Genomic DNA, 18,097 nt, shown 5'->3' with positions numbered 1-18,097 from the left:
TAAGTTTGATTTTAAAGTGAGACTTCGGCAATGTTTTCTAAATTAGGGAAATTTTGATCAATATCCATAGTTTCTTCTTTGATTTTTTGACGGTGACACCTCATGGCATATTGACAAGATTCACATATTTTCTGGGATTTGGCAATTTGGGGTAATGGTATATTATTCTGATAATCTTTTACCCATTGAGTGAGATTGTTTAATAGTTGATTTAATTCCTGTGCTGTTTTCTGATGTTCTTTCTCATTATAACAAAATTTAATATGTTTAGTTTGCTCTTTTGATTGCACAAACCAGTAGGTTAGGGAAATATTTTCTAATAAATAGTTGCTAGTTTCTGCCATGACGTAGAGATAAAGTTTTGTTTGCCAATTTTTAGCTAATGTTTCTCTTTTTGGTGGTTGGGGATAGGTTTTCCAGTCGAGAATCTGGGCTTGATTTTGGTCAACAATTAATAAATCATAAATGACAGTTAGGAGATAATTACCAATTTGTAATGTTCGATAATGTTCGCTTTCTCGAAAGCTTTGATTATCAATATTAGTTATAAATATTTCTGGAGCAATTTTGCTAAAGTCAGTCATCCAATTTTGTAATTGAGGATCTGCTTGTAGTAATTTATTAATAGGTAAATCCATTTCTCGCTGCTGCATAAGCAAGTGAAACCGACTACCTAAAATTTGATATTCTTCGTGTTTAGGATCTAGAGGAGTATTTAGTTGTTCTAAGTAGCTATGTTGGAATTTACGGGGACAAGCTGCGAGTAAGTTTAGATGTCCTTGGGAAAGTCGGAGTATGGGGGTAGAAGTTGGTAGCATGATTCTATTTTATTGATCTAAATCCAAAAATAAAGATTCTATGTCCTGACTTGCCCCTACAGATAGAATATACTCCATTATTTTTTATTCTCACGAGCAATTCTAATTTTTTCTTGTAATCTAGCCATAACAACATCACTACTAACCACTTCACCTCGGTCAATTTGGGCAAGTCCTACAGCGACTTTTTTGCGTGTTCCTTCCATTCCTGATCCTCTTTTTTCCACTCCGATAACACTTTAAGTGCTTTAATTATCACATCGTCGGCATTGGTATAATGACCTGTGGCAATATAGGACTGGATCAGTTCTTCAGTTTCTGGTTTTAGTTGAATTTTCATGATTTATAATCATCAATTACTTAGTAAAAAATAAAAGGTAAAAGGGTGAAGTGTGCATTCCTCATTCATCCTCTTACCTTTTTCATATACCTGATGCTTATCCTATATTATCTCGTGCATCCCTCACTGCGGCAATAAAAAAGAATACGGTGAGAGGAATGCTCAAAGCTAGGATAATGGCAGTGGTTGGGACACCAAAATCTGGTTCTCCATAACTCAATTCAAAAACTGAACCAACAGCGGCGATCGCTGCAACACAAGCACCACCTAAAAATAAACCGCTTTTTGGAGTTAAATACACTACTAGACCACCCTATACTACTGGTTTCACTGCCTGATACGAGAAGCCATTTTTAGATAACTCTTCGTTTAAAGTCAAGGAATTTTCTACACGATCTACAAATACCACACCATTAAGGTGATCCAATTCGTGAAGAATACAGCGACCGAGTAAATCACCTGCTGTTAAGGTTTGGGGACGACCATATTCGTCTTTATAGGCGATTGTTACCATTTCTGGACGTTTTACATCTAGAAAGACATTAGGAATACTTAAGCACCCTTCCTGAGCCACACAGAGCTTACTGCTAACCTGTTTAATGGTAGGGTTAATTAACACTAATGGCGGATGATTAGGTTGATCTGGTTCGCAGTCAATAACGATAAGTTGTTTATTGATGCCAACTTGAGGTGCAGCCAAACCAATGCCATCTGAGCTATACATAGTTTGCAGCATTTCGCGCACTAGTAGGCGGAGTTCGTCATCTATTTTAGTAACCCGCTTTGCCGGTTGACGCAAAACGCGATCGCCTAAGTAGTGCATTTGCAAAGGTGGATTTTTTAATTTTTTCTTCTCGACAGCAATGTCAGACGGCATGGTTTTTGATGGCTTGATAGTGAACAATATATTTTAATTCTATCGTTAGTGGGGAGTGGGGGGGTGGGGGAGTTGGGGAGTTGGGGGAGTGGGGGAGTTGGGGAGTTGGGGGAGTGGGGGGAGTTGGGGGAGTGGGGGTAGGGGTAGGGGTAGGGTAGGGGTAGGGGTAGGGGTAGGGGTAGGGGTAGGGAGCCTTTTGCACAGGTTAACTTATGAATGTAGATGTGTATTTTTATTTTTATTTTTATCCCATCCCCCTGGATAGGATATTATGCTACAAATTAATAGAGATAATCTAGTAATTGTCTAGGCTTGTCTCTCTGTTTTGGTTATCTTGAGGAACTCATTGTGGTTGCAACCCCCGAAAAACTGCACGCTACCCATAGCCACGATCATCTACCCAGTAAAGACCGTGTAGCCGTGTTACTTATGGGCTATGGCGAAGTTGAAAGCTATGAAGATTTTGCTAACTATAACGAACAAGCTTTAAATTTACTGACGGCTAAATTCGCTCCTGTTCCCACTTGGATTTATCCCCCTTTAGCAAAGCTTTTGGCATTATTCGATCGTCATGAATGGGGACACACACATCATGATTTTATTTCCCCTCATAATGCCATTTTTGAAAGACAAAGAGCGGGTATTGAACACGAATTACAACATAAATGGGGTAATGGTGTTCAAGTTTTTAAAGCTTTTAACTTCTGCGCTCCTTTTTTACCAAACCAAGTTTTAGCCGAAATTAAAGATCAAGGCTTTAGCAAACTGCTGATTTATCCATTATTGGTTGTTGATTCCATTTTTACCAGTGGTATTGCGATTGAACAGGTGAATAATGCTCTGGTAGAATTAGCTGATGGTGATGAACATTGGATTAAAGCCCAAAAATATATTCCTTCGTTCTACAATGAGCCAAAATATATTGATTTAATGGCGCATTTGGTAGAAGAAAAAATTCATACTGATTTGGCTACAGGTTATTTACCTTCGCAAATTGGGATTATCTTGATGAATCATGGTTGTCCCCACAAAGCGAAAGGCTTTACCTCTGGGATTGATGAAAGTCAAGCCATGTATGAGTTAGTCAGAAATAAGTTAATTAACAATTACCCATTAATTTCTGTGGGTTGGTTGAACCACGATACCCCATTAATTGAATGGACTCAACCAAATGCTACCCAAGCTGCTCAAAATTTGATTCAATTGGGTGCAAAGGTATTGCTATTTATGCCCATTGGTTTTGCTACAGAAAATCATGAAACTTTGTTAGATGTGCATCACATTATTCATGATTTGGAAAAACAACATCCAGATGTAGATTATTTACAAATGGCTTGTGTTAATGATGATCCACAATTTTTAGCTATGGCTGCTGAATGGGCAAATGCACATATAGCAGAGTTGATGGAAACGGAAGGTATGGCTGTTAATTCCCAATCAGCTATTACTCACCACCATCACCATCATTAAGTAGGGGTTGCTGAATAAGTCTTCTAGTGAAGGGAGGTGACAGGTGACAGGCACTTGTGCAAAATTAACAATGCTCCAAACTGCCCTCCTTTTCCTGAAACTGGTTCAATAACCAAGCACCAACTTCAGATTGACTCATTTCACGACTACGGCGTAAAGCTTCCTCTAAAATTGCAATTGCCAAACCAGGAAATACCTGTGATTCTTGAATACGTTTACTACCTTGATCTGCCATAGCATAAGCGATGATTTGGGCATTTTGGACATCTACCACCCAATATTCAGCAACACCCAAATCTTCGTAGAGCGATCGCTTTGTCCCCAAATCATCAAGGAGAGATGTTTTCGCAATCTCAATCACCAAATCTGGTGCAGGATACAGATCAAGTTTGATAATGCCTGTACCAGTGGGGATAGATTGGGCGCGTTCTCGCAAGTAATACGCCACATCAGGCTGACAGTCCTGAATACCAGTTTTACGAAAAGTAGTGGTGTCTAAACCTGTAGCTAGAATCCCTCTAATTGTCGCAAATAGAGTTACCGCAAAAATAATTACAACATGGTCTTTACCGTGATCAAAACTAACTGGTGCCATTTCCAGCCTCATATACCCTTTATAGTAGTAACTTTTCGCTTTTTCGTTGAGCAAATTGACAATTATCTGCTCATAATCTGCCCAAGAAGTGTAAATCCATGTATCTGTGGGTAACTGGGTTTGTAACTCAATCATTTTCTTCAATATGGGAAAAAGTCAGATTTCATCACTGCATCAATATCAAAGGGACATTCAACCGGAAAAACACCAAGAGATAAACCAGTTTCCGATGATGCTAAATCTCTAGCTTTTTGATAACATTCATTAAATACTTCTAAAAAATAATTCTTTAAACTAGGACTATCAGCAAAATCATCCTCTAAGCGGTTGCGATGTTCCTTAATGGTTGTGCGCCAACTGTTTGTCCGTTTGTCTGGTTGATACTGCCATTTTAACAGGTGCATCAACAAAATTCGTAAATTACTTTTAATTGATTTCTTATCATTATTTCCCATACTTGCTACTTCAGCAATTAGATTTTTAATATCTAATTCATCAAATCTTTTTTGTTGCAATAATTCAATGGTTGAATTAACCCATAAATTAAAATCTTCATCATAGAGAACAGGAGATGAGGTGGTTAATGTAGTTTTCACAAATGCCTCGTGTTTCTCACATAAATTACAAATCGGGGTAATTCATCAATTACTCCAGTTTTCCTAATTATAACGCTAGTAGTTCGTCAAATTTATTTTGACGGGTAATAATCCGAAAAAACTTCTGTTCTTTCCTCCCCTACCTCTCCTACCTCCCCTACCTCCCCTACCTCCCCTACCTCCCCTACCTCCCCTACCTCCCTACCTCCCCTACCTCCCCTACCTCCCCTACCTCCCCTACCTCCCCTACCTCCCCTGCTTGCCTTCACCCGTCATTTTCGGGTTGACAGACTACTAGGTAGGTCTACATCAATTCCCTACCAATGGTGCATTCAAAGTCTTCTCAATGCGATCGCGTGTTTCTAATAAGAAAGCCTGAGTATATTCATCTTCAGAATTTACCCGTTTTAATTTACTATTTAACTGCTTGAGTTTATACCAAGCTAAAGTTCGGGCATCTTCAGGAACAGATTCCTTTCGCAAGACCATTTCCATCATTATTTCCAGGTATTCCCGTTGTAAACCTCTCCGCAAACTAGAAATTTGTAATTTACCTTGGGGTTGCAGAACTTCCGACCAAATCCCAGATTGTAAAGTATCAAATAATTCTGGCAAGGTGAGAGATTTTCCTGGTTCACTTTTTAATTCTAAATCCTTGAGACGAGTGAGGCGATCGCTTGCCAATAAATCCCGCAACACGGCAGTCTGCACCAACAACACTAAATCATGAATCGGATAATCTAACCGTCCTTGCTGAATACTAGTCCCCCAATGTAACCACCGCGAAGGTACTAACTTATTCAGTAATTCCGGGGGAAATTTCAAAGCATCTTCCGCAAAAACATAATTTTGCATTGTCATCAATGCTTGTCGCTGTTGTTCTACCGACACAGGAACAAATGGTAATTGTCCTTTAGTATCACTTGGTTTAACTCGGTAAAAAGACTGACCACCAATATATTTACTGGTATAGTATAAATTCTGTAAATAATTCCTCAAAATACTATTGAAACGCTCTTCTACATCGCTGGAACTCTCTTCATCTATAGTATATCCCTTATTTAATCGTTCCCACATCCGCCGCGCATTGGCCAATTGTGACTGAGAATAAACCAATACATTACCACTATGATCCCAAGGATTTACAGTTGGATCACTATTAGATAAATCCTCATCAGGAGCATAACTCAATTCCCGTTGATTAGATTGTCCTGCAATTGCCGCTAAAAACGACTTTTCTCCCAGGGTAGTTGTCGCTTGACTAGGACTATAACCATACTCAATTGCCCATTCATCATAAGGTCCCACCTGATTGGGAAAATAATCTCCCTGCTTGACACCATCAGGAGCAATATTAGGAGGAATATAATCCATAACCGATGCTGTCATCCCTTTAGTCTGGGTAATTTCTGGATTATTCATCTCAACAGGAGAGAGTAAGGTACTACCCCGGAAATTATGCCGCAAACCCAAAGTATGACCAACTTCATGGGTAATAATTAAACGTAAATATTGATGGATATAATCTTTTAACTCCTTTGGACTTGGTGGACTATTTCCTAACATAGACATTGCCAAAGAACCAAAAGCTAACTGATTAGATGCTTCCATGCCGTAGCATAAATCATAATTTGTCGCCAGTTTAGACAAATTGCCTAATGATTTGGGAGATTTTTGATTACCTTTGTCACACAAACGCCCATTGTTAACTAATGCTGATAAAGAAGTGCGAGTTTGTGAATTTTGAGGTTGAATAATTTGCCGATAATCATTTTTTAACAACCGGACAAAACTACCATCAATCAAAATATCTGCATCTAGAATTTCCCCAGTTAAGGGATTAACACGGGATGGACCCATCGCAAAAAAACCATCCACAGTATTAATCCAACGGATAGTATTATAGCGAATATCTGCCGGGTCCCAAGTAGCATTATCGGGCATTTGTTGGACTTGAATAGCATCCTTAAATCCCGCTTTCAAAAAGGCTTGATTCCACATCAAAACTCCCTCTTTGATAGCATCACGATATTCTAGAGGCACAGCATTATCAATCCAAAAAACAATCGGTTTTTTCGGTGGAGAAATTGCGGCTGTAGGATCTTGTTTTTCTAAATTCCAGCGATTAATATAACGAACAAAAGGATCTCTCCGTTCATCTTTAGATAAATCTTGATAAGCTGTGAGGAAATAACCTACCCGTTCATCAGCTAACCGAGGTTGATATTTACTTTTTGGTAATTCCGATAAACTATAATGCACCTTTAAGGTAAAACCGCGACTATCAGGTAAAACATCCGAATTATTGCCTTCATACTTACCCGCATTAGCAAAATTGAAAATCGCTTCGAGTTCTAAATTACCGGGAAATACTTTCGCATTACCAAGATAAGCTTGTTCGGGACTAGCAGCTAATTCTAAATTACTAGCTAATCCGGCTAAGTCTGTAAGTAATAAATCACCTAAATCAATAATAATGGTTTTTCTTTCTGAATGAATACTTTTAATAGGAATAGTGTAAAGCACGGAATCACTAAATGATCTAGCTACTGATTTGGCTTGGGGATCTCCTTCACGAGTCCGAAAATTGACATTACGAACCACAAACTGGATTTGATTATCTATCTTTTGAAAATAGAATAAGAAGTCTTGTAATGGCATTCCACTATAAATACCCTTTTCACCAATTCCTGATTCTAAAGTTGAAGTTGCAAGAAAGTTTTTTTGGAGTTGTTCTGGTTTAATTTCTAGATAAATTTTATTTTTATGCTGATGACGATAAATAGTAAAGATTCCCTCTGACTTTTGAGTATCTTTTGTAACCTCTGCAAAATCTTCCAATTCATCTTCTTTCGGTGATTTAGCATTAGATTCAGGCTTAGTTTTCGGTTTCTCTGTTTCCTTCTTAACTTGAAGAAATGGCTGTTTACCAACTTCCTTTAAATCCTTAAATACCCAAACAAAATTTTGTTGTTTGACCTGATGATTCTGATCAATAACTGCTATTTTTGAATGTGGTAGTTTTAATTGTTGGGAAATTTCATCCACATTAGGGGTTTTTCTTTCTATTCCTATATCTGAATTACGATGATTATTTATTAATGATTGAGCGTTAGCAGTTCCTATAGACACAAATAGACTATTTAAAAAAATGAGAGATAAAGTAAATTTATTCATTCCCAAAGTTCCTAATAATTATTAAGTAATGGGACAGAATTAATTACACAATTGATTTTTCTGTTCCCTGTTCCCTGCGATGCACTGAGCTTGTCGAAGTGTTCCCTGTTCCCTCTCTCAACGAGTGAATTTAATTTTGTCCGACTACTTAGGGAACACCAAAAAATAAATTACCCAATTTTGTGGGGATTTTATTTCTTGGAAGTCCCTTACTTGATAGAAGGTTCAAACTCTTACTCTCTGCGACTCTGCGCCTCTGCGTGAGAGATTACAGCAGTTGCAGGTTGAATGCAATACAATTAAGGGCGCAGACCCTGCGCCCCTACAGGATTGGCGATGAAACTTTGTACCTCATAACAGCAGGAAGTGCTGTATTTGAAAAGTTTTTGGCGAATATAATACAACTGCGCCACGCCAAAGGCGAACGCCTTAATTTGTAACCGATTGGGCTTCCTGATACATAATTTCTTGGAAATGAATCATATCTTTTTGGGGATCAGCCAAACTAACTTTCACTAATAAATTTTCTCCCAAACTGACAGAACGCCGGAAGGACATAGGCAACTGTAACCCCAAATCTTCTAGTAAAATTAGTGCTAAATTGCTATCCTCTCGTAACCACATTAATACTGTCACCTGCCAAACTTGTTCAGGATGACGACGTAAATATTCTAAGGCGTAATATCTATTAGTTTGTCGTTCCACCATTGTTGCTTCTTGGGTGGTACTCATGACTGTCATCATCACTTCTTTGAGTTGTTCAGCAGAGAAAGGTAAACCTTCACCGCGTAAATGTGCTTTCAGTTGGAAGTGAGTGAGTAAGTCGCTGTAACGACGAATGGGAGAGGTAGCTTGAGTGTAGGTATCTAAACCCAGCCCAGCGTGACGCATCGGTGTAATGCTCATTTCACTCTTAGGCATACAGCGACGCATGGCACAAGAACGCACAAAACCAGCGGGGAGTTGCAGTAATTCCTCGTCTGGGGGTAATTCTGGTTGGGGTTGACCACGAAAGGGGAGAGGGATATTATGGGTTTGACCATAACGCGCTGCTACTTCGCCAGCAAGAATCATCATTTCTGCGACTAATTGGCGGGATGAAGAATCATCTAAAACATCAATATTAATATTATCGTCTTTGACTTTGATCATGGCTTCGGGCATATTGATACTGATAGCGCCTTGACAATAACGCCAATTTTTGCGGATTTTTGCCCAATTAGCGATCGCCTCAATTTCCGGTTCAGCCTGTACTCCCAACTCCAACATCTCATCAACATCCTCGTAGGTAAGACGATAGGTAGGCTTGATCAAACCAGCGTGGATACAATAATCTTCAACCGCCCCAACTTCATCTAAAATCACCCCAAAGCTGAGGGCGCAACAGACCTTCCCCTGTACCAAACTCATGGGACCTGTAGCCAACACCTCTGGAAACATAGGAATCATCCCCGTCGGTAAATAAACCGTACTCCCCCGTTTTCTGGCTTCCAAATCCAACTCATCATCCGGTATTAGTAACCGGGTGGGGTCAGCAATATGTACCCATAACCGTTGCTTACCATCTGGTAATACCTCCCAACTCAAACCATCGTCTATTTCCGTAGTGCTTTCATCATCAATGGTGTACACCTTGAGATGTGTAAGATCAAGACGGTTTGTGTCCAAATCTGTAGGAGGAAAATCCCAACGTTTTTGCGCCACTTCTAATACCTTTTGCGGAAATTGAACGGAGATTGATGAACGGCGCAGAAACAGATTCTCATGGGAAGTCCACCAACCCAAATCTATCAAAAGTTGAAATGCCGCCTGGGGCGTAGCAGAACGTCCCAGCATATTCATAGTTTCTAATACTGGGGCTGAAGGCGGACAAGCACGAGCTAAAGAGTCGTAATTTACCTTGAGCATGACAACATCAGCTAACAAAGTCGCATACTTTTCTATGGCTTCTAAGCGTTGGCGGTCTAGTCGTTGCCATTCTACTACTTGTCCCTGAAGTGCCTGTTCTACACGGGCTAAAAATTCCTGCTGTCCCCTGGCTTTTTGGGATTCTACTTCAATCTGGTGTTTGCGTTCTGCTACTTGTGCCGTGCTGCGGGGTTCGTAAGCGTCTCCTTTTTGTTTGAAATAGAGTTTATCCTCCGATAACAAATAATGGGCTGCATAACACTGAGGAAGCGTGGATTCCGAAAATAATATATTTGCCAATTGGCTAGGAGTGACAGTTTCTCCATCTTCAATGAGTAGTTCCCACGCTATCTCTAGACTTGATGGATCTAGATAAGGTTGGACTTGACTTAAGAAATCAGCGATTTCGCCTGGTTTATAGGTTTGTCCATTCACTGTGTAGGTAAATTGGCGAGGTGCAAGACTGTGAGATTGACCACGTTCATCTACTACAAACCAACGAGTTTTACCGTCTGGACGATCCACCACTCCTAGACGGCGATCGCTTTGAACCCTAAATTCAACTAACGTCCCCTTATCCACAACTGTCGCACTTTAATATTTTTAGATTTTTAGACTGGAGATTGCGGATTAAATAACGGGTATTTAATCCTTTAAGTAGGTGAACACAATAAAACCAAACTGTGTAAAGAAATGTAAAATCGCCCAAACCCTCTTCACTCTTGCCTCTTGCCTCTTGCCTTTTGCCTTGCCATAACGACAATTTTCAACGCTCACCTACTTATTTAATAATTTGCTATGAAGAATGCTATCACCTTTGACAATTTCATTCTCAAATTTAGCGATATCGTACCATTTTTGAGAATGAATTAATTAAATGTTTTTGGCAATTTCCTAACATTAAATATTAAATTTTAGATTTTGGACCCAAAGTAACCAGGCAATATCCATGCAAATGCTACTTTTTTTTGGACAATCCAAAATCCAAAATCCAAAATATTCTTAACCTTCGGCGTTAATGAAGGGTAACAAAGCCACAATCCGGGCGCGTTTAATGGCTAAAGTCAGGGCGCGTTGTTGCTGACAGGTTAAACCAGTGATTCTCCGAGGCAAAATTTTACCACGTTCGGTAAGAAACTTCCGCAACAAATCTACATCTTTGTAATCAATGGCATCTCCGGGCTTAATTGGAGAAAGGCGACGACGATAGTAACTCATTCTTACTTAATTTCCTTGTGAACTGTGTGTTTATTGCAGTGGGTACAGAACTTTTTCAGTTCTAAACGGTTGGTTGTGTTCCTACGGTTCTTGGTACTGGTATAACGAGATACGCCAGGGGAACGTTTATCTGGATTTGTCCGACACTCGGTGCATTCTAGTGTCACTATTATGCGCGCACCTTTACTTTTAGCCATAATCTTACAAACTGTAAAGCCTGGAGGATAATTAACACAAATGGTTATTATCTCATATTTCGGGGAAATTTTTCAACCAACCGTTTAATTTTTATATCTAATGAATAACCCCGACGGGAAGAAACTATAACCGTCCGAAAAAAGCGGTCATGGAAAGCCTGACGCATCTGAGTATCAGATAAAGCTGCACCCCCGTCAATGATTAAGGGAAGCAATAATACAACAGCGGCGGGGTTGAGGATGATATTCCCCAAAAAAATGGATAATAATAAGCTAGAAAAGCAAATAATCCCTTCTCGCAGTAATAATGTCTGAAATTGCGGGATTCTGTTGACTATTTCCCCATTTACGACTTCTAGGATCTTTAAATCAAACGCCCAACGTCCTAAACTTTGTCCCTGATTGTTGTAAACTACGACTACGCGAAAAATTAACCAAGCAAAAATAAACACAAAGATTTGGGCAAATTGAATACCAATTTCATTACTTCTCACTATAGAACTCAGTAACCATGCACCGAAAAAGTCCATAGCTAAAGCCATTCCTCGACGAGTAAGATCCCCTTTGGGGTAGTGTCTTTGATTTACCTTAACAAGAGTCATACCCTTTACCTCGCTAGTGGTATAATTGTAGATTTATTTAAATCTGTGTAGACTTACAGCATATTTCTTTGTCGGATCTGGAAAATTGAGGATATGCAGATAGTTGAAACTGTTCCCTCCCTTCACAGAAGGTATTTAAAGGATCTGTATCAATTTTTATTCCCTGAAATAAACAATACAACAAATAGTTGATTCTGATACGGCATTTATATTTATATTAAGAGATAATAATTAAATCAGATTGCAGATTAATAAGGTACAGGATCTAAATTCAAAACCAGACAGCAAACTCTTTTTACTTCTGACTCCTGACTCCTGACTCCTGACTCCTAAATTCTGCTGTAAATCTTCACTCAATCTTGATGACCATCTGACACAAAATTAACAATTAGTTTCATAACTAATAACTAATAACTAATTAGGTCTTGTTCTGATGTCAAATATTTACAATACCCAAGAGTTAATTCAGATTTTGGCAATCGAACGCCAAGCTTGCTTAAAAGGAGAAAGGTTAAAGTTAGATATAACCGTTGCTAGTAATCCTGTTATAGATCCGTTTATTAAAACCGACGGAGTACAAAGATTCACAGCTTACCAAGATTTTAAAGCCTCTATTCATGAATATCAACGAGAAAATCAAGTTTCTGGCATTATCTGGAAAGATATTCATATTAAAGGTAAAAATCTCCATTATCCAGAAATTGATCCAGAATTGATTGCATTAGAAAGTGATTTAGAAATATTGAAACCCGCCAAAGATTCTCTTTTAGAATTTTGGTATCTGGTGACAGAAGAAATGGATTTATATCTAAGTTTTAGTAATGGTAAACAACATCAAAAAGTCAACACAGTAGATGTAGAAAGAATTGTCCAAAGAACAGAATGGGCAACTTTATTAAAGTGGGAAAATCTGAACTTTCTAGAAATTATTTTACAATTAGGGTGGGGACAACCACAAGAAGCCGCTTATAAACGGGGAAGACCATTAGCCGGTAGTGAATTTATCCATGCCGTCAATCCGGGATGTTATCCTATCGGTTAATACAGCAGGAGTTAAGAGTCAGGAGTCCGTCAGATGTTTGGCTTGTTAACCATACTGTAGTTTCTGTATTAGAATCATAACAGAAGTATATTAACTTGAATTGGAAGGTTCTCTCTATGCTTAACCCTAAAATCAGTGGTGAAGAAATTACCAACCGGGGCAAAGAAATCTATGAAAAAATCATTCGTCCTTTAGCAGAGAAAACAGAGAACATTGGCAAAATTATTTCAATTAATGTAGAAACTGGTGAATATGAAATTGGTGATGATTTAATTATTACAAGTCGCCGATTGCAAGCAAAACAACCTGATGCCCCAATTTGGGCAGGAAGAATCGGCTTTAATGCAGTTTATGCTGTTGGTGGTACATTAATTAGGACAACATAGTGATACATGGAAACGTATTTGGGCTTCAAGCTCAAATTAATTTGATTATTTGTTTATCAGAACCTGCAAATATAGAAATTGAATGTGTTGTTGATACGGGTTTTGAAGGTTTTTTAACTTTACCCCCAGTTGTAATTACAGAACTTGGGCTGCCATACATTGCTCGAATTGATGCAAATTTGGCTGATAATTCCAGTATTGGAGTCAATGTTCATTTGGCAACTATTCTCTGGCAAGGTATAGAACGCGAGGTTGCAGTATTGGCAATGGGTAGTCGTCCTCTGATTGGAACTGCGCTACTTGCAGATTATCATCTCAGTATAGATTTCTGTGATGGTGGTACGGTTATCGTTGATGATATTTTGTAACTTTGAGTATGTCTCATCAAGTAACCGACTCTTGCGCTTCCCGATACAATCTTTTCGCTATCCGAAATAATTCTTGTCCTGTGTGCAAATAACGATCATCATAGCTTAATGGGAAGTAGGCTAACTCCTCTATTCCATCTGCCACTTGACTCATACAATAGTAAATATGGGCTGCTGCGGCTGCAAAACTAGTAGGATTTGGCAAAGAACGAAACTTAATTTGTGCGTCTCGTAAATCTTCCCGACAGGATGCTAAATAATCTTGAAATTCGTCTAAAAGATCATCATCAAAAGGATCTGCGGCTAATTCGTCAATTTGTGATTCTAAAGAATTGAGAATTGTTGAAAGTATCCGATTTACTGGTTTATAAACTAAACGTAACCATTCTTCAACGTTTTCATCAACATCTTTTCTCGTTTTCCTAGTTGCTTTGTGGTGCTGTTGGGCATATTCTGCACGTTTTTGGCGAACTTGATGGAATTTTTGCTGACTGTGACGGAGTTTTTCATCATAATTAAAACGACTTTTACTGTCACTTAAAACCTCATAGGCAGCATTAACACGAATAATTTGTTCATTGTCTGTGATTTCTTGATTGCTATCAGGATGAAAAATTTTCACCAAGCGGCGATAAGCTTGTTTAATCTCCGCAAGACTTGCATTGTTACTAACTTTTAGGGTGTCGTAGTGGTTAAAATCGGACATGAATCCAATAGATTGTTAATTGGCACTAGTTGCTGTTTTCGCTTCTAGGTCTTGGAATAAGGGTGTACTTAAATATCTCTCACCGAAACTAGGCTGAATCATCACAATTAAGCGTCCCTGATTCTCTGGACGTTGGGCAACACGCACCGCTGCACAGAGGGCTGCACCACTGGAAATGCCCGATAGTAGCCCTTCCTCCCTGGCTAATTTGCGACTAAAGGCGATCGCATCCTCATCAGTAACCGTAATTACCTCATCAATCAATTCTACCTTTAAGACTTGGGGAATAAAACCCGCCCCAATGCCCTGAATTTTATGGGGACCTGGTTTACCTCCCGATAATATCGGGCTATTAGCTGGTTCGACAGCGATCGCCTGAAAACTTGGTTTCCGGGCCTTCAAAACTTCCGCCACCCCAGTAATCGTCCCCCCAGTCCCCACACCCGCCACAATCATATCCACCAATCCATCCGTATCCTCCCAAATTTCCTCCGCCGTAGTTTCCCGGTGAATTTGGGCATTAGCCGGATTGCGGAACTGTTGCAACATATAAGAGTATGGTGTTCTATCCACAATCTCCTGCGCCCGCCGAATCGCCCCACTCATCCCCGCAATTCCCGGAGTGAGTTCCAATTGGGCCCCATAAGCCCTTAACATCGCCCGCCGTTCCGCACTCATCGTTTCCGGCATAGTTAAAATTAATTGATACCCCTTAGCCGCCGCTGCCATAGCCAAAGCAATCCCAGTATTTCCCGATGTTGGTTCTACCAGAATCGTCTTCCCAGGGGCAATTAATCCTTCCTTTTCCGCCGCCATAATCATACTTACCCCAATGCGGTCTTTTACCGATGACGAAGGGTTCATACTTTCCAATTTCACGAGAATTGTAGCCACACAACCTAATTCTTGAGGAATCCGGTTTAACTTAACTAGAGGTGTCCGTCCCACCAATTCCGTAATATTTTCAACAATCCGCATCATAAAATTTTCTGTCTTCAAATGTAGTACATGATATCCAACTGCTTCCGGGAATCCCGTTTTTCACAAAGATCCTGAAGCGAATAATTTTGTAACACTGAATTTGCCGCCTGACGTGCTTCTTGCCAAATTTCTGACACCACAGAATTATCTAAACTTGTGGGGTTAGTATTTTGTTCACCAGTCTGCACATCTAAACCTTCCAAACATTCTAAAATCTCAAAGATACTAATTTTCCGAGGTTCTCGCGCCAATAAATAGCCGCCTTTTGAACCCCGTTGACTTTTAACTATACCCCCCCGCCGCAAAGTTGCTAACAGTTGTTCTAAATAGCGATCAGGTATCTTTTGTTGCAGAGCAATTTGCCGAATTTGCATCGGTTCACCGTTTTCATAATGAGTAGCCATCTCTAATAACGCCAAAATTGCGTATTCAGATTTACATGATAGTTCCACAAGCAGTAGTCCAAGATCAAAATTGAAGGATGAAAATGAGCAAAACCTCACAGTTAGAGACTTCCAAGAAATAAATTATCCTAAGAAACGAACCACAGAGGCACAGAGTACACAGAGAGAGAATTTCTGCATCAGTTTTGGGACATTTTTTTATTTGGAAGTCTCTTAAGCTCTTTTCCAGTATACTCCGGTTCTTAACTGGGGTTTTTCTCTCCACAAAAAAACCCCGCCATGAGGCAGGGTCAAATCACGTTGAAACTTATCAACAAACTTTTAACTATTTAGAAGCTAAAAGTTGTTCTGAGTGTACCAACAAAGGCATCATTACTGGTATTATTTTGTCCAGGAGATGTCATCCAAATAACTCCAGGAGTTACGGATACATTTTCAGAAACGCGATACTTATAGAAGCCTTCTACTTGGTATGGAGTCTCTCTACCAGTCGCACCTAGTGAGTAAGGTTGAGCGCCACCGAAGATACCCAAGACGTTACCTTTCTTACCAAAATCAGGTAAAGCTAAACCTGCACCATAGCTCCAAGCTTCTTTATCATCATTAGCTCCAAAGCCTGTAACATCATGGTAGGAAACGAAACCACTCAAAGACAGTTTATCGCTAGGCTTGATAGCTGCGGAAATACCGTAGGAGTTGCTGGAAGAGGCACTAGCAGCACCTGTTGCCGAATTAACGCCTAAAGTATTCGCTTGTGCAGTGCCTACTAAAGCACCAGTACCAATTCCTGAATCAAATAAGGTAGTACCTGCTTTTTGATAACCATGCACATAGGTGGCAGCCAAAGCAACGCGATTACCAACGTTAAAGTTTAACTGACCTAAAGCTGCATAGTTGCCATCAAACAAGCCATTGCTGGGACTGGGATCATTAGCGTTTGCAGCTAAGTAACCTAATGTGAGAGAACTTGGTTTCAAGAAACTATCACCGGGTTTCCCAAAGGGTACATTCAAGGCAATACCAGAACCACCACCAATCCGGTAGATGGGGTTTTCAGATGCGAAGGTACTTAAAGCCCCTTTACCACCATCTGTTTTATCAAAGAAGTAAGGATTGTTAACAGCGGCATAATCACTATGTTGCCCACCACTAGCTGAAAGATAAACTCTTGCAGGTCCTACAGGCGCTTCATAAGTTAACTTGTCAATTTTAACGCTGTTAGCTGGGTTAGTTGCACCAACTTCAAAGGTTTGTTTGCCAACTCCACCAGCAGCAATAGGATTATTCGCATTATCTCGGAGACTAAAGCCTGTGGCATTACCAGCAGCCAAACGGGTGGTTAATATATCTCTACCTGTAAAGCTGGTTTCTAAACCTAAGCGCACTCTATCCTGGAAAACTGCCCGGTTAGCTTTGCCTGTTTCACCACCAAAAACGTCGGTGACAGCAAAAATAGCTTCACCTTTTAACTTAGTGGTAGTGGAGAATTGATTGGCTTCTAGTTCAGCAGTCCGCCCTTCTAAAGCATCTACTCGACCGCGTAAAGTTGCCAATTCAGCAGAAAATTCTTCTTGCAAACGCTGCAATGTTGCTAAATCCTGCTTTGTTACCATATCAGCGGTTGCTGTGGCAATCAATTCATTTACACGATCTAAACAAGAATTTAAACCAGCGGCAAATTCGTAACGGCTTAAAGCCCGATTACCGCGATATGTGCCATTGGGATAACCTGCAATACAGCCATAGCGCTCTACCAAAGATTGCAAAGCTTGGAATGCCCAATCTGTAGGTTGCACGTCAGAGAATTGGGAAACTGATGTTACCTGATTTAAAGAAGTATTGTTTTCGTTGCTGTAGCGGTTAACCTGAGCCAAAACTTGGGCTTCTTTGGTTTCTGTTGCCAATGTTGCTGGCTTTTGAGAAACTTCTGTTGTAGAGGAAGTTTCTATTGCCGATGCGTCCTTGCTGGTACTGGGTGCGGCGATCGCTGTTGAAGACACTAACAGTGCTGCTCCCAAAATTGCTGGGCTAACCACCAAGGATTTCCACAAAATATTAGACATTTTTCCTTTTCTCCTCACACCTTTATATGGATAACTTGAGTTCGCTGTAGCCAACTGGTTACAAACGCGAAGTCTTGTTGAAACCTGTGTAATAGGCATGGCTGCCACCGTTACCACAATCATAGCTTTCACAAGGCTAACAATTGATTAACTAATTGTTAAACTTTAATGCAATTAACTTATGCAAAAACTTTCAACTATATCCTGTGGTTATACTATCACTTTTTCTAATAACCAACATAAGATTTTCTGTTCAAATAAGTATCAATTTTCCTGGTAATATATTTTTGGTTATACCGAGTCAAAGTTGAATCTGTTTTACTTACTCTAAGGAATGTGAATTAAATAA

The 18,097-nt window shown here is 39.7% G+C and carries 19 protein-coding genes; 4 read left to right on the top strand and 15 right to left on the bottom strand.

The window, feature by feature from the left end:
- Positions 1 to 11: 11 nt before the first annotated feature.
- From FJR37_RS21235 to def, 4 genes are all read right to left on the bottom strand, one after another.
- The gene (locus FJR37_RS21235; RefSeq protein WP_039200579.1) at positions 12 to 818 is read right to left on the bottom strand and encodes a PD-(D/E)XK nuclease family protein; all 807 of its coding nucleotides are present in this window, start codon (positions 816 to 818) and stop codon (positions 12 to 14) included.
- Between the two features lie 77 nt (positions 819 to 895).
- On the bottom strand, positions 896 to 1,045 hold the full coding sequence (locus tag FJR37_RS27825) for a hypothetical protein (RefSeq protein WP_335337412.1): 150 nt from the start codon (positions 1,043 to 1,045) through the stop codon (positions 896 to 898).
- A gap of 210 nt (positions 1,046 to 1,255) precedes the next feature.
- Positions 1,256 to 1,459 carry a hypothetical protein gene (locus tag FJR37_RS21225; RefSeq protein WP_027403670.1) on the bottom strand — a complete coding sequence of 68 codons (204 nt, stop codon included), beginning with the start codon at positions 1,457 to 1,459 and terminating at the stop codon, positions 1,256 to 1,258.
- Between the two features lie 12 nt (positions 1,460 to 1,471).
- Positions 1,472 to 2,035, bottom strand: a complete 564-nt coding sequence (gene def / locus FJR37_RS21220; protein WP_168467048.1) for a peptide deformylase — start codon at positions 2,033 to 2,035, stop codon at positions 1,472 to 1,474.
- A gap of 348 nt (positions 2,036 to 2,383) precedes the next feature.
- Here def and FJR37_RS21215 point away from each other — a divergent pair, with 348 nt between their 5' ends.
- Positions 2,384 to 3,505: a ferrochelatase gene (locus FJR37_RS21215; RefSeq protein ID WP_168467047.1), complete on the top strand. Its 1,122-nt coding sequence runs from the start codon at positions 2,384 to 2,386 to the stop codon at positions 3,503 to 3,505.
- Positions 3,506 to 3,569: 64 nt separating this feature from the next.
- Here FJR37_RS21215 and FJR37_RS21210 read toward each other — a convergent pair whose 3' ends face one another.
- From FJR37_RS21210 to FJR37_RS21180, 7 genes are all read right to left on the bottom strand, one after another.
- Positions 3,570 to 4,235, bottom strand: a complete 666-nt coding sequence (locus FJR37_RS21210; RefSeq protein WP_168467046.1) for a Uma2 family endonuclease — start codon at positions 4,233 to 4,235, stop codon at positions 3,570 to 3,572.
- A 5-nt stretch (positions 4,236 to 4,240) separates the two neighbouring features.
- A complete protein-coding gene (locus tag FJR37_RS21205) occupies positions 4,241 to 4,696 on the bottom strand; it encodes a DUF29 domain-containing protein (protein ID WP_168467045.1) in 456 nt (151 codons plus the stop codon).
- A 309-nt stretch (positions 4,697 to 5,005) separates the two neighbouring features.
- Positions 5,006 to 7,873 (bottom strand): zinc-dependent metalloprotease, encoded by a 2,868-nt coding sequence (locus FJR37_RS21200; RefSeq protein ID WP_168467044.1) that lies wholly within the window; start codon positions 7,871 to 7,873, stop codon positions 5,006 to 5,008.
- Positions 7,874 to 8,302: 429 nt separating this feature from the next.
- Positions 8,303 to 10,363, bottom strand: coding sequence for a ribonuclease R family protein (locus tag FJR37_RS21195; protein ID WP_168467043.1), 2,061 nt, complete (start codon positions 10,361 to 10,363; stop codon positions 8,303 to 8,305).
- A gap of 420 nt (positions 10,364 to 10,783) precedes the next feature.
- Entirely contained in the window at positions 10,784 to 10,999 is a 216-nt protein-coding gene (gene rpsR / locus FJR37_RS21190) for a 30S ribosomal protein S18 (RefSeq protein WP_027403663.1), read from the bottom strand.
- 2 nt (positions 11,000 to 11,001) lie between these two features.
- A complete protein-coding gene (gene rpmG, locus FJR37_RS21185; protein WP_010998585.1) occupies positions 11,002 to 11,196 on the bottom strand; it encodes a 50S ribosomal protein L33 in 195 nt (64 codons plus the stop codon).
- Between the two features lie 47 nt (positions 11,197 to 11,243).
- Positions 11,244 to 11,798 carry an RDD family protein gene (locus tag FJR37_RS21180; RefSeq protein ID WP_039202385.1) on the bottom strand — a complete coding sequence of 185 codons (555 nt, stop codon included), beginning with the start codon at positions 11,796 to 11,798 and terminating at the stop codon, positions 11,244 to 11,246.
- 433 nt (positions 11,799 to 12,231) lie between these two features.
- On the opposite strand from FJR37_RS21180, the gene FJR37_RS21175 reads away from it, so the two are divergent.
- The 3 genes from FJR37_RS21175 to FJR37_RS21165 all read left to right on the top strand — a co-directional run bounded on the left by FJR37_RS21175 (position 12,232) and on the right by FJR37_RS21165 (position 13,594).
- Positions 12,232 to 12,840: a hypothetical protein gene (locus FJR37_RS21175; RefSeq protein ID WP_039202386.1), complete on the top strand. Its 609-nt coding sequence runs from the start codon at positions 12,232 to 12,234 to the stop codon at positions 12,838 to 12,840.
- Positions 12,841 to 12,956: 116 nt separating this feature from the next.
- Positions 12,957 to 13,226 carry a hypothetical protein gene (locus FJR37_RS21170; RefSeq protein ID WP_039202387.1) on the top strand — a complete coding sequence of 90 codons (270 nt, stop codon included), beginning with the start codon at positions 12,957 to 12,959 and terminating at the stop codon, positions 13,224 to 13,226.
- On the top strand, positions 13,226 to 13,594 hold the full coding sequence (locus tag FJR37_RS21165) for a clan AA aspartic protease (RefSeq protein ID WP_039202389.1): 369 nt from the start codon (positions 13,226 to 13,228) through the stop codon (positions 13,592 to 13,594). Before FJR37_RS21170 ends, FJR37_RS21165 begins: the two co-directional genes overlap by 1 nt.
- A gap of 16 nt (positions 13,595 to 13,610) precedes the next feature.
- Here the strand turns inward: FJR37_RS21165 and FJR37_RS21160 are convergent, their stop codons facing one another.
- The 4 genes from FJR37_RS21160 to FJR37_RS21145 form a co-directional block, all read right to left on the bottom strand.
- On the bottom strand, positions 13,611 to 14,300 hold the full coding sequence (locus FJR37_RS21160) for a J domain-containing protein (RefSeq protein ID WP_039202391.1): 690 nt from the start codon (positions 14,298 to 14,300) through the stop codon (positions 13,611 to 13,613).
- A 15-nt stretch (positions 14,301 to 14,315) separates the two neighbouring features.
- Positions 14,316 to 15,278 (bottom strand): cysteine synthase A, encoded by a 963-nt coding sequence (gene cysK / locus FJR37_RS21155; protein WP_039202392.1) that lies wholly within the window; start codon positions 15,276 to 15,278, stop codon positions 14,316 to 14,318.
- A gap of 17 nt (positions 15,279 to 15,295) precedes the next feature.
- Positions 15,296 to 15,733 carry an Rrf2 family transcriptional regulator gene (locus tag FJR37_RS21150; protein WP_039202393.1) on the bottom strand — a complete coding sequence of 146 codons (438 nt, stop codon included), beginning with the start codon at positions 15,731 to 15,733 and terminating at the stop codon, positions 15,296 to 15,298.
- 281 nt (positions 15,734 to 16,014) lie between these two features.
- Positions 16,015 to 17,748: an iron uptake porin gene (locus FJR37_RS21145; RefSeq protein ID WP_168467042.1), complete on the bottom strand. Its 1,734-nt coding sequence runs from the start codon at positions 17,746 to 17,748 to the stop codon at positions 16,015 to 16,017.
- Positions 17,749 to 18,097: the final 349 nt, after the last annotated feature.

The organism is Aphanizomenon sp. UHCC 0183 (assembly GCF_009712065.1).
Classification (GTDB): domain Bacteria; phylum Cyanobacteriota; class Cyanobacteriia; order Cyanobacteriales; family Nostocaceae; genus Dolichospermum; species Dolichospermum heterosporum.
Note: the sequence above shows the minus strand (reverse complement) of the source record. Positions and strands in the feature narration are given on the sequence as shown.

Excerpts from the sequence above, each read along its gene's own strand:
- FJR37_RS21210 (WP_168467046.1), bottom strand. The coding sequence starts at position 4,235 with ATGATTGAGTTACAAACCCAGTTACCCACAGATACATGGATTTACACT.
- def (WP_168467048.1), bottom strand. The coding sequence starts at position 2,035 with ATGCCGTCTGACATTGCTGTCGAGAAGAAAAAATTAAAAAATCCACCT.
- rpsR (WP_027403663.1), bottom strand. The coding sequence starts at position 10,999 with ATGAGTTACTATCGTCGTCGCCTTTCTCCAATTAAGCCCGGAGATGCC.
- FJR37_RS21200 (WP_168467044.1), bottom strand. The coding sequence starts at position 7,873 with ATGAATAAATTTACTTTATCTCTCATTTTTTTAAATAGTCTATTTGTG.
- rpmG (WP_010998585.1), bottom strand. The coding sequence starts at position 11,196 with ATGGCTAAAAGTAAAGGTGCGCGCATAATAGTGACACTAGAATGCACC.
- FJR37_RS21145 (WP_168467042.1), bottom strand. The coding sequence starts at position 17,748 with ATGTCTAATATTTTGTGGAAATCCTTGGTGGTTAGCCCAGCAATTTTG.
- FJR37_RS21175 (WP_039202386.1), top strand. The coding sequence starts at position 12,232 with ATGTCAAATATTTACAATACCCAAGAGTTAATTCAGATTTTGGCAATC.
- cysK (WP_039202392.1), bottom strand. The coding sequence starts at position 15,278 with ATGCGGATTGTTGAAAATATTACGGAATTGGTGGGACGGACACCTCTA.
- FJR37_RS21170 (WP_039202387.1), top strand. The coding sequence starts at position 12,957 with ATGCTTAACCCTAAAATCAGTGGTGAAGAAATTACCAACCGGGGCAAA.
- FJR37_RS21235 (WP_039200579.1), bottom strand. The coding sequence starts at position 818 with ATGCTACCAACTTCTACCCCCATACTCCGACTTTCCCAAGGACATCTA.
- FJR37_RS21160 (WP_039202391.1), bottom strand. The coding sequence starts at position 14,300 with ATGTCCGATTTTAACCACTACGACACCCTAAAAGTTAGTAACAATGCA.
- FJR37_RS21180 (WP_039202385.1), bottom strand. The coding sequence starts at position 11,798 with ATGACTCTTGTTAAGGTAAATCAAAGACACTACCCCAAAGGGGATCTT.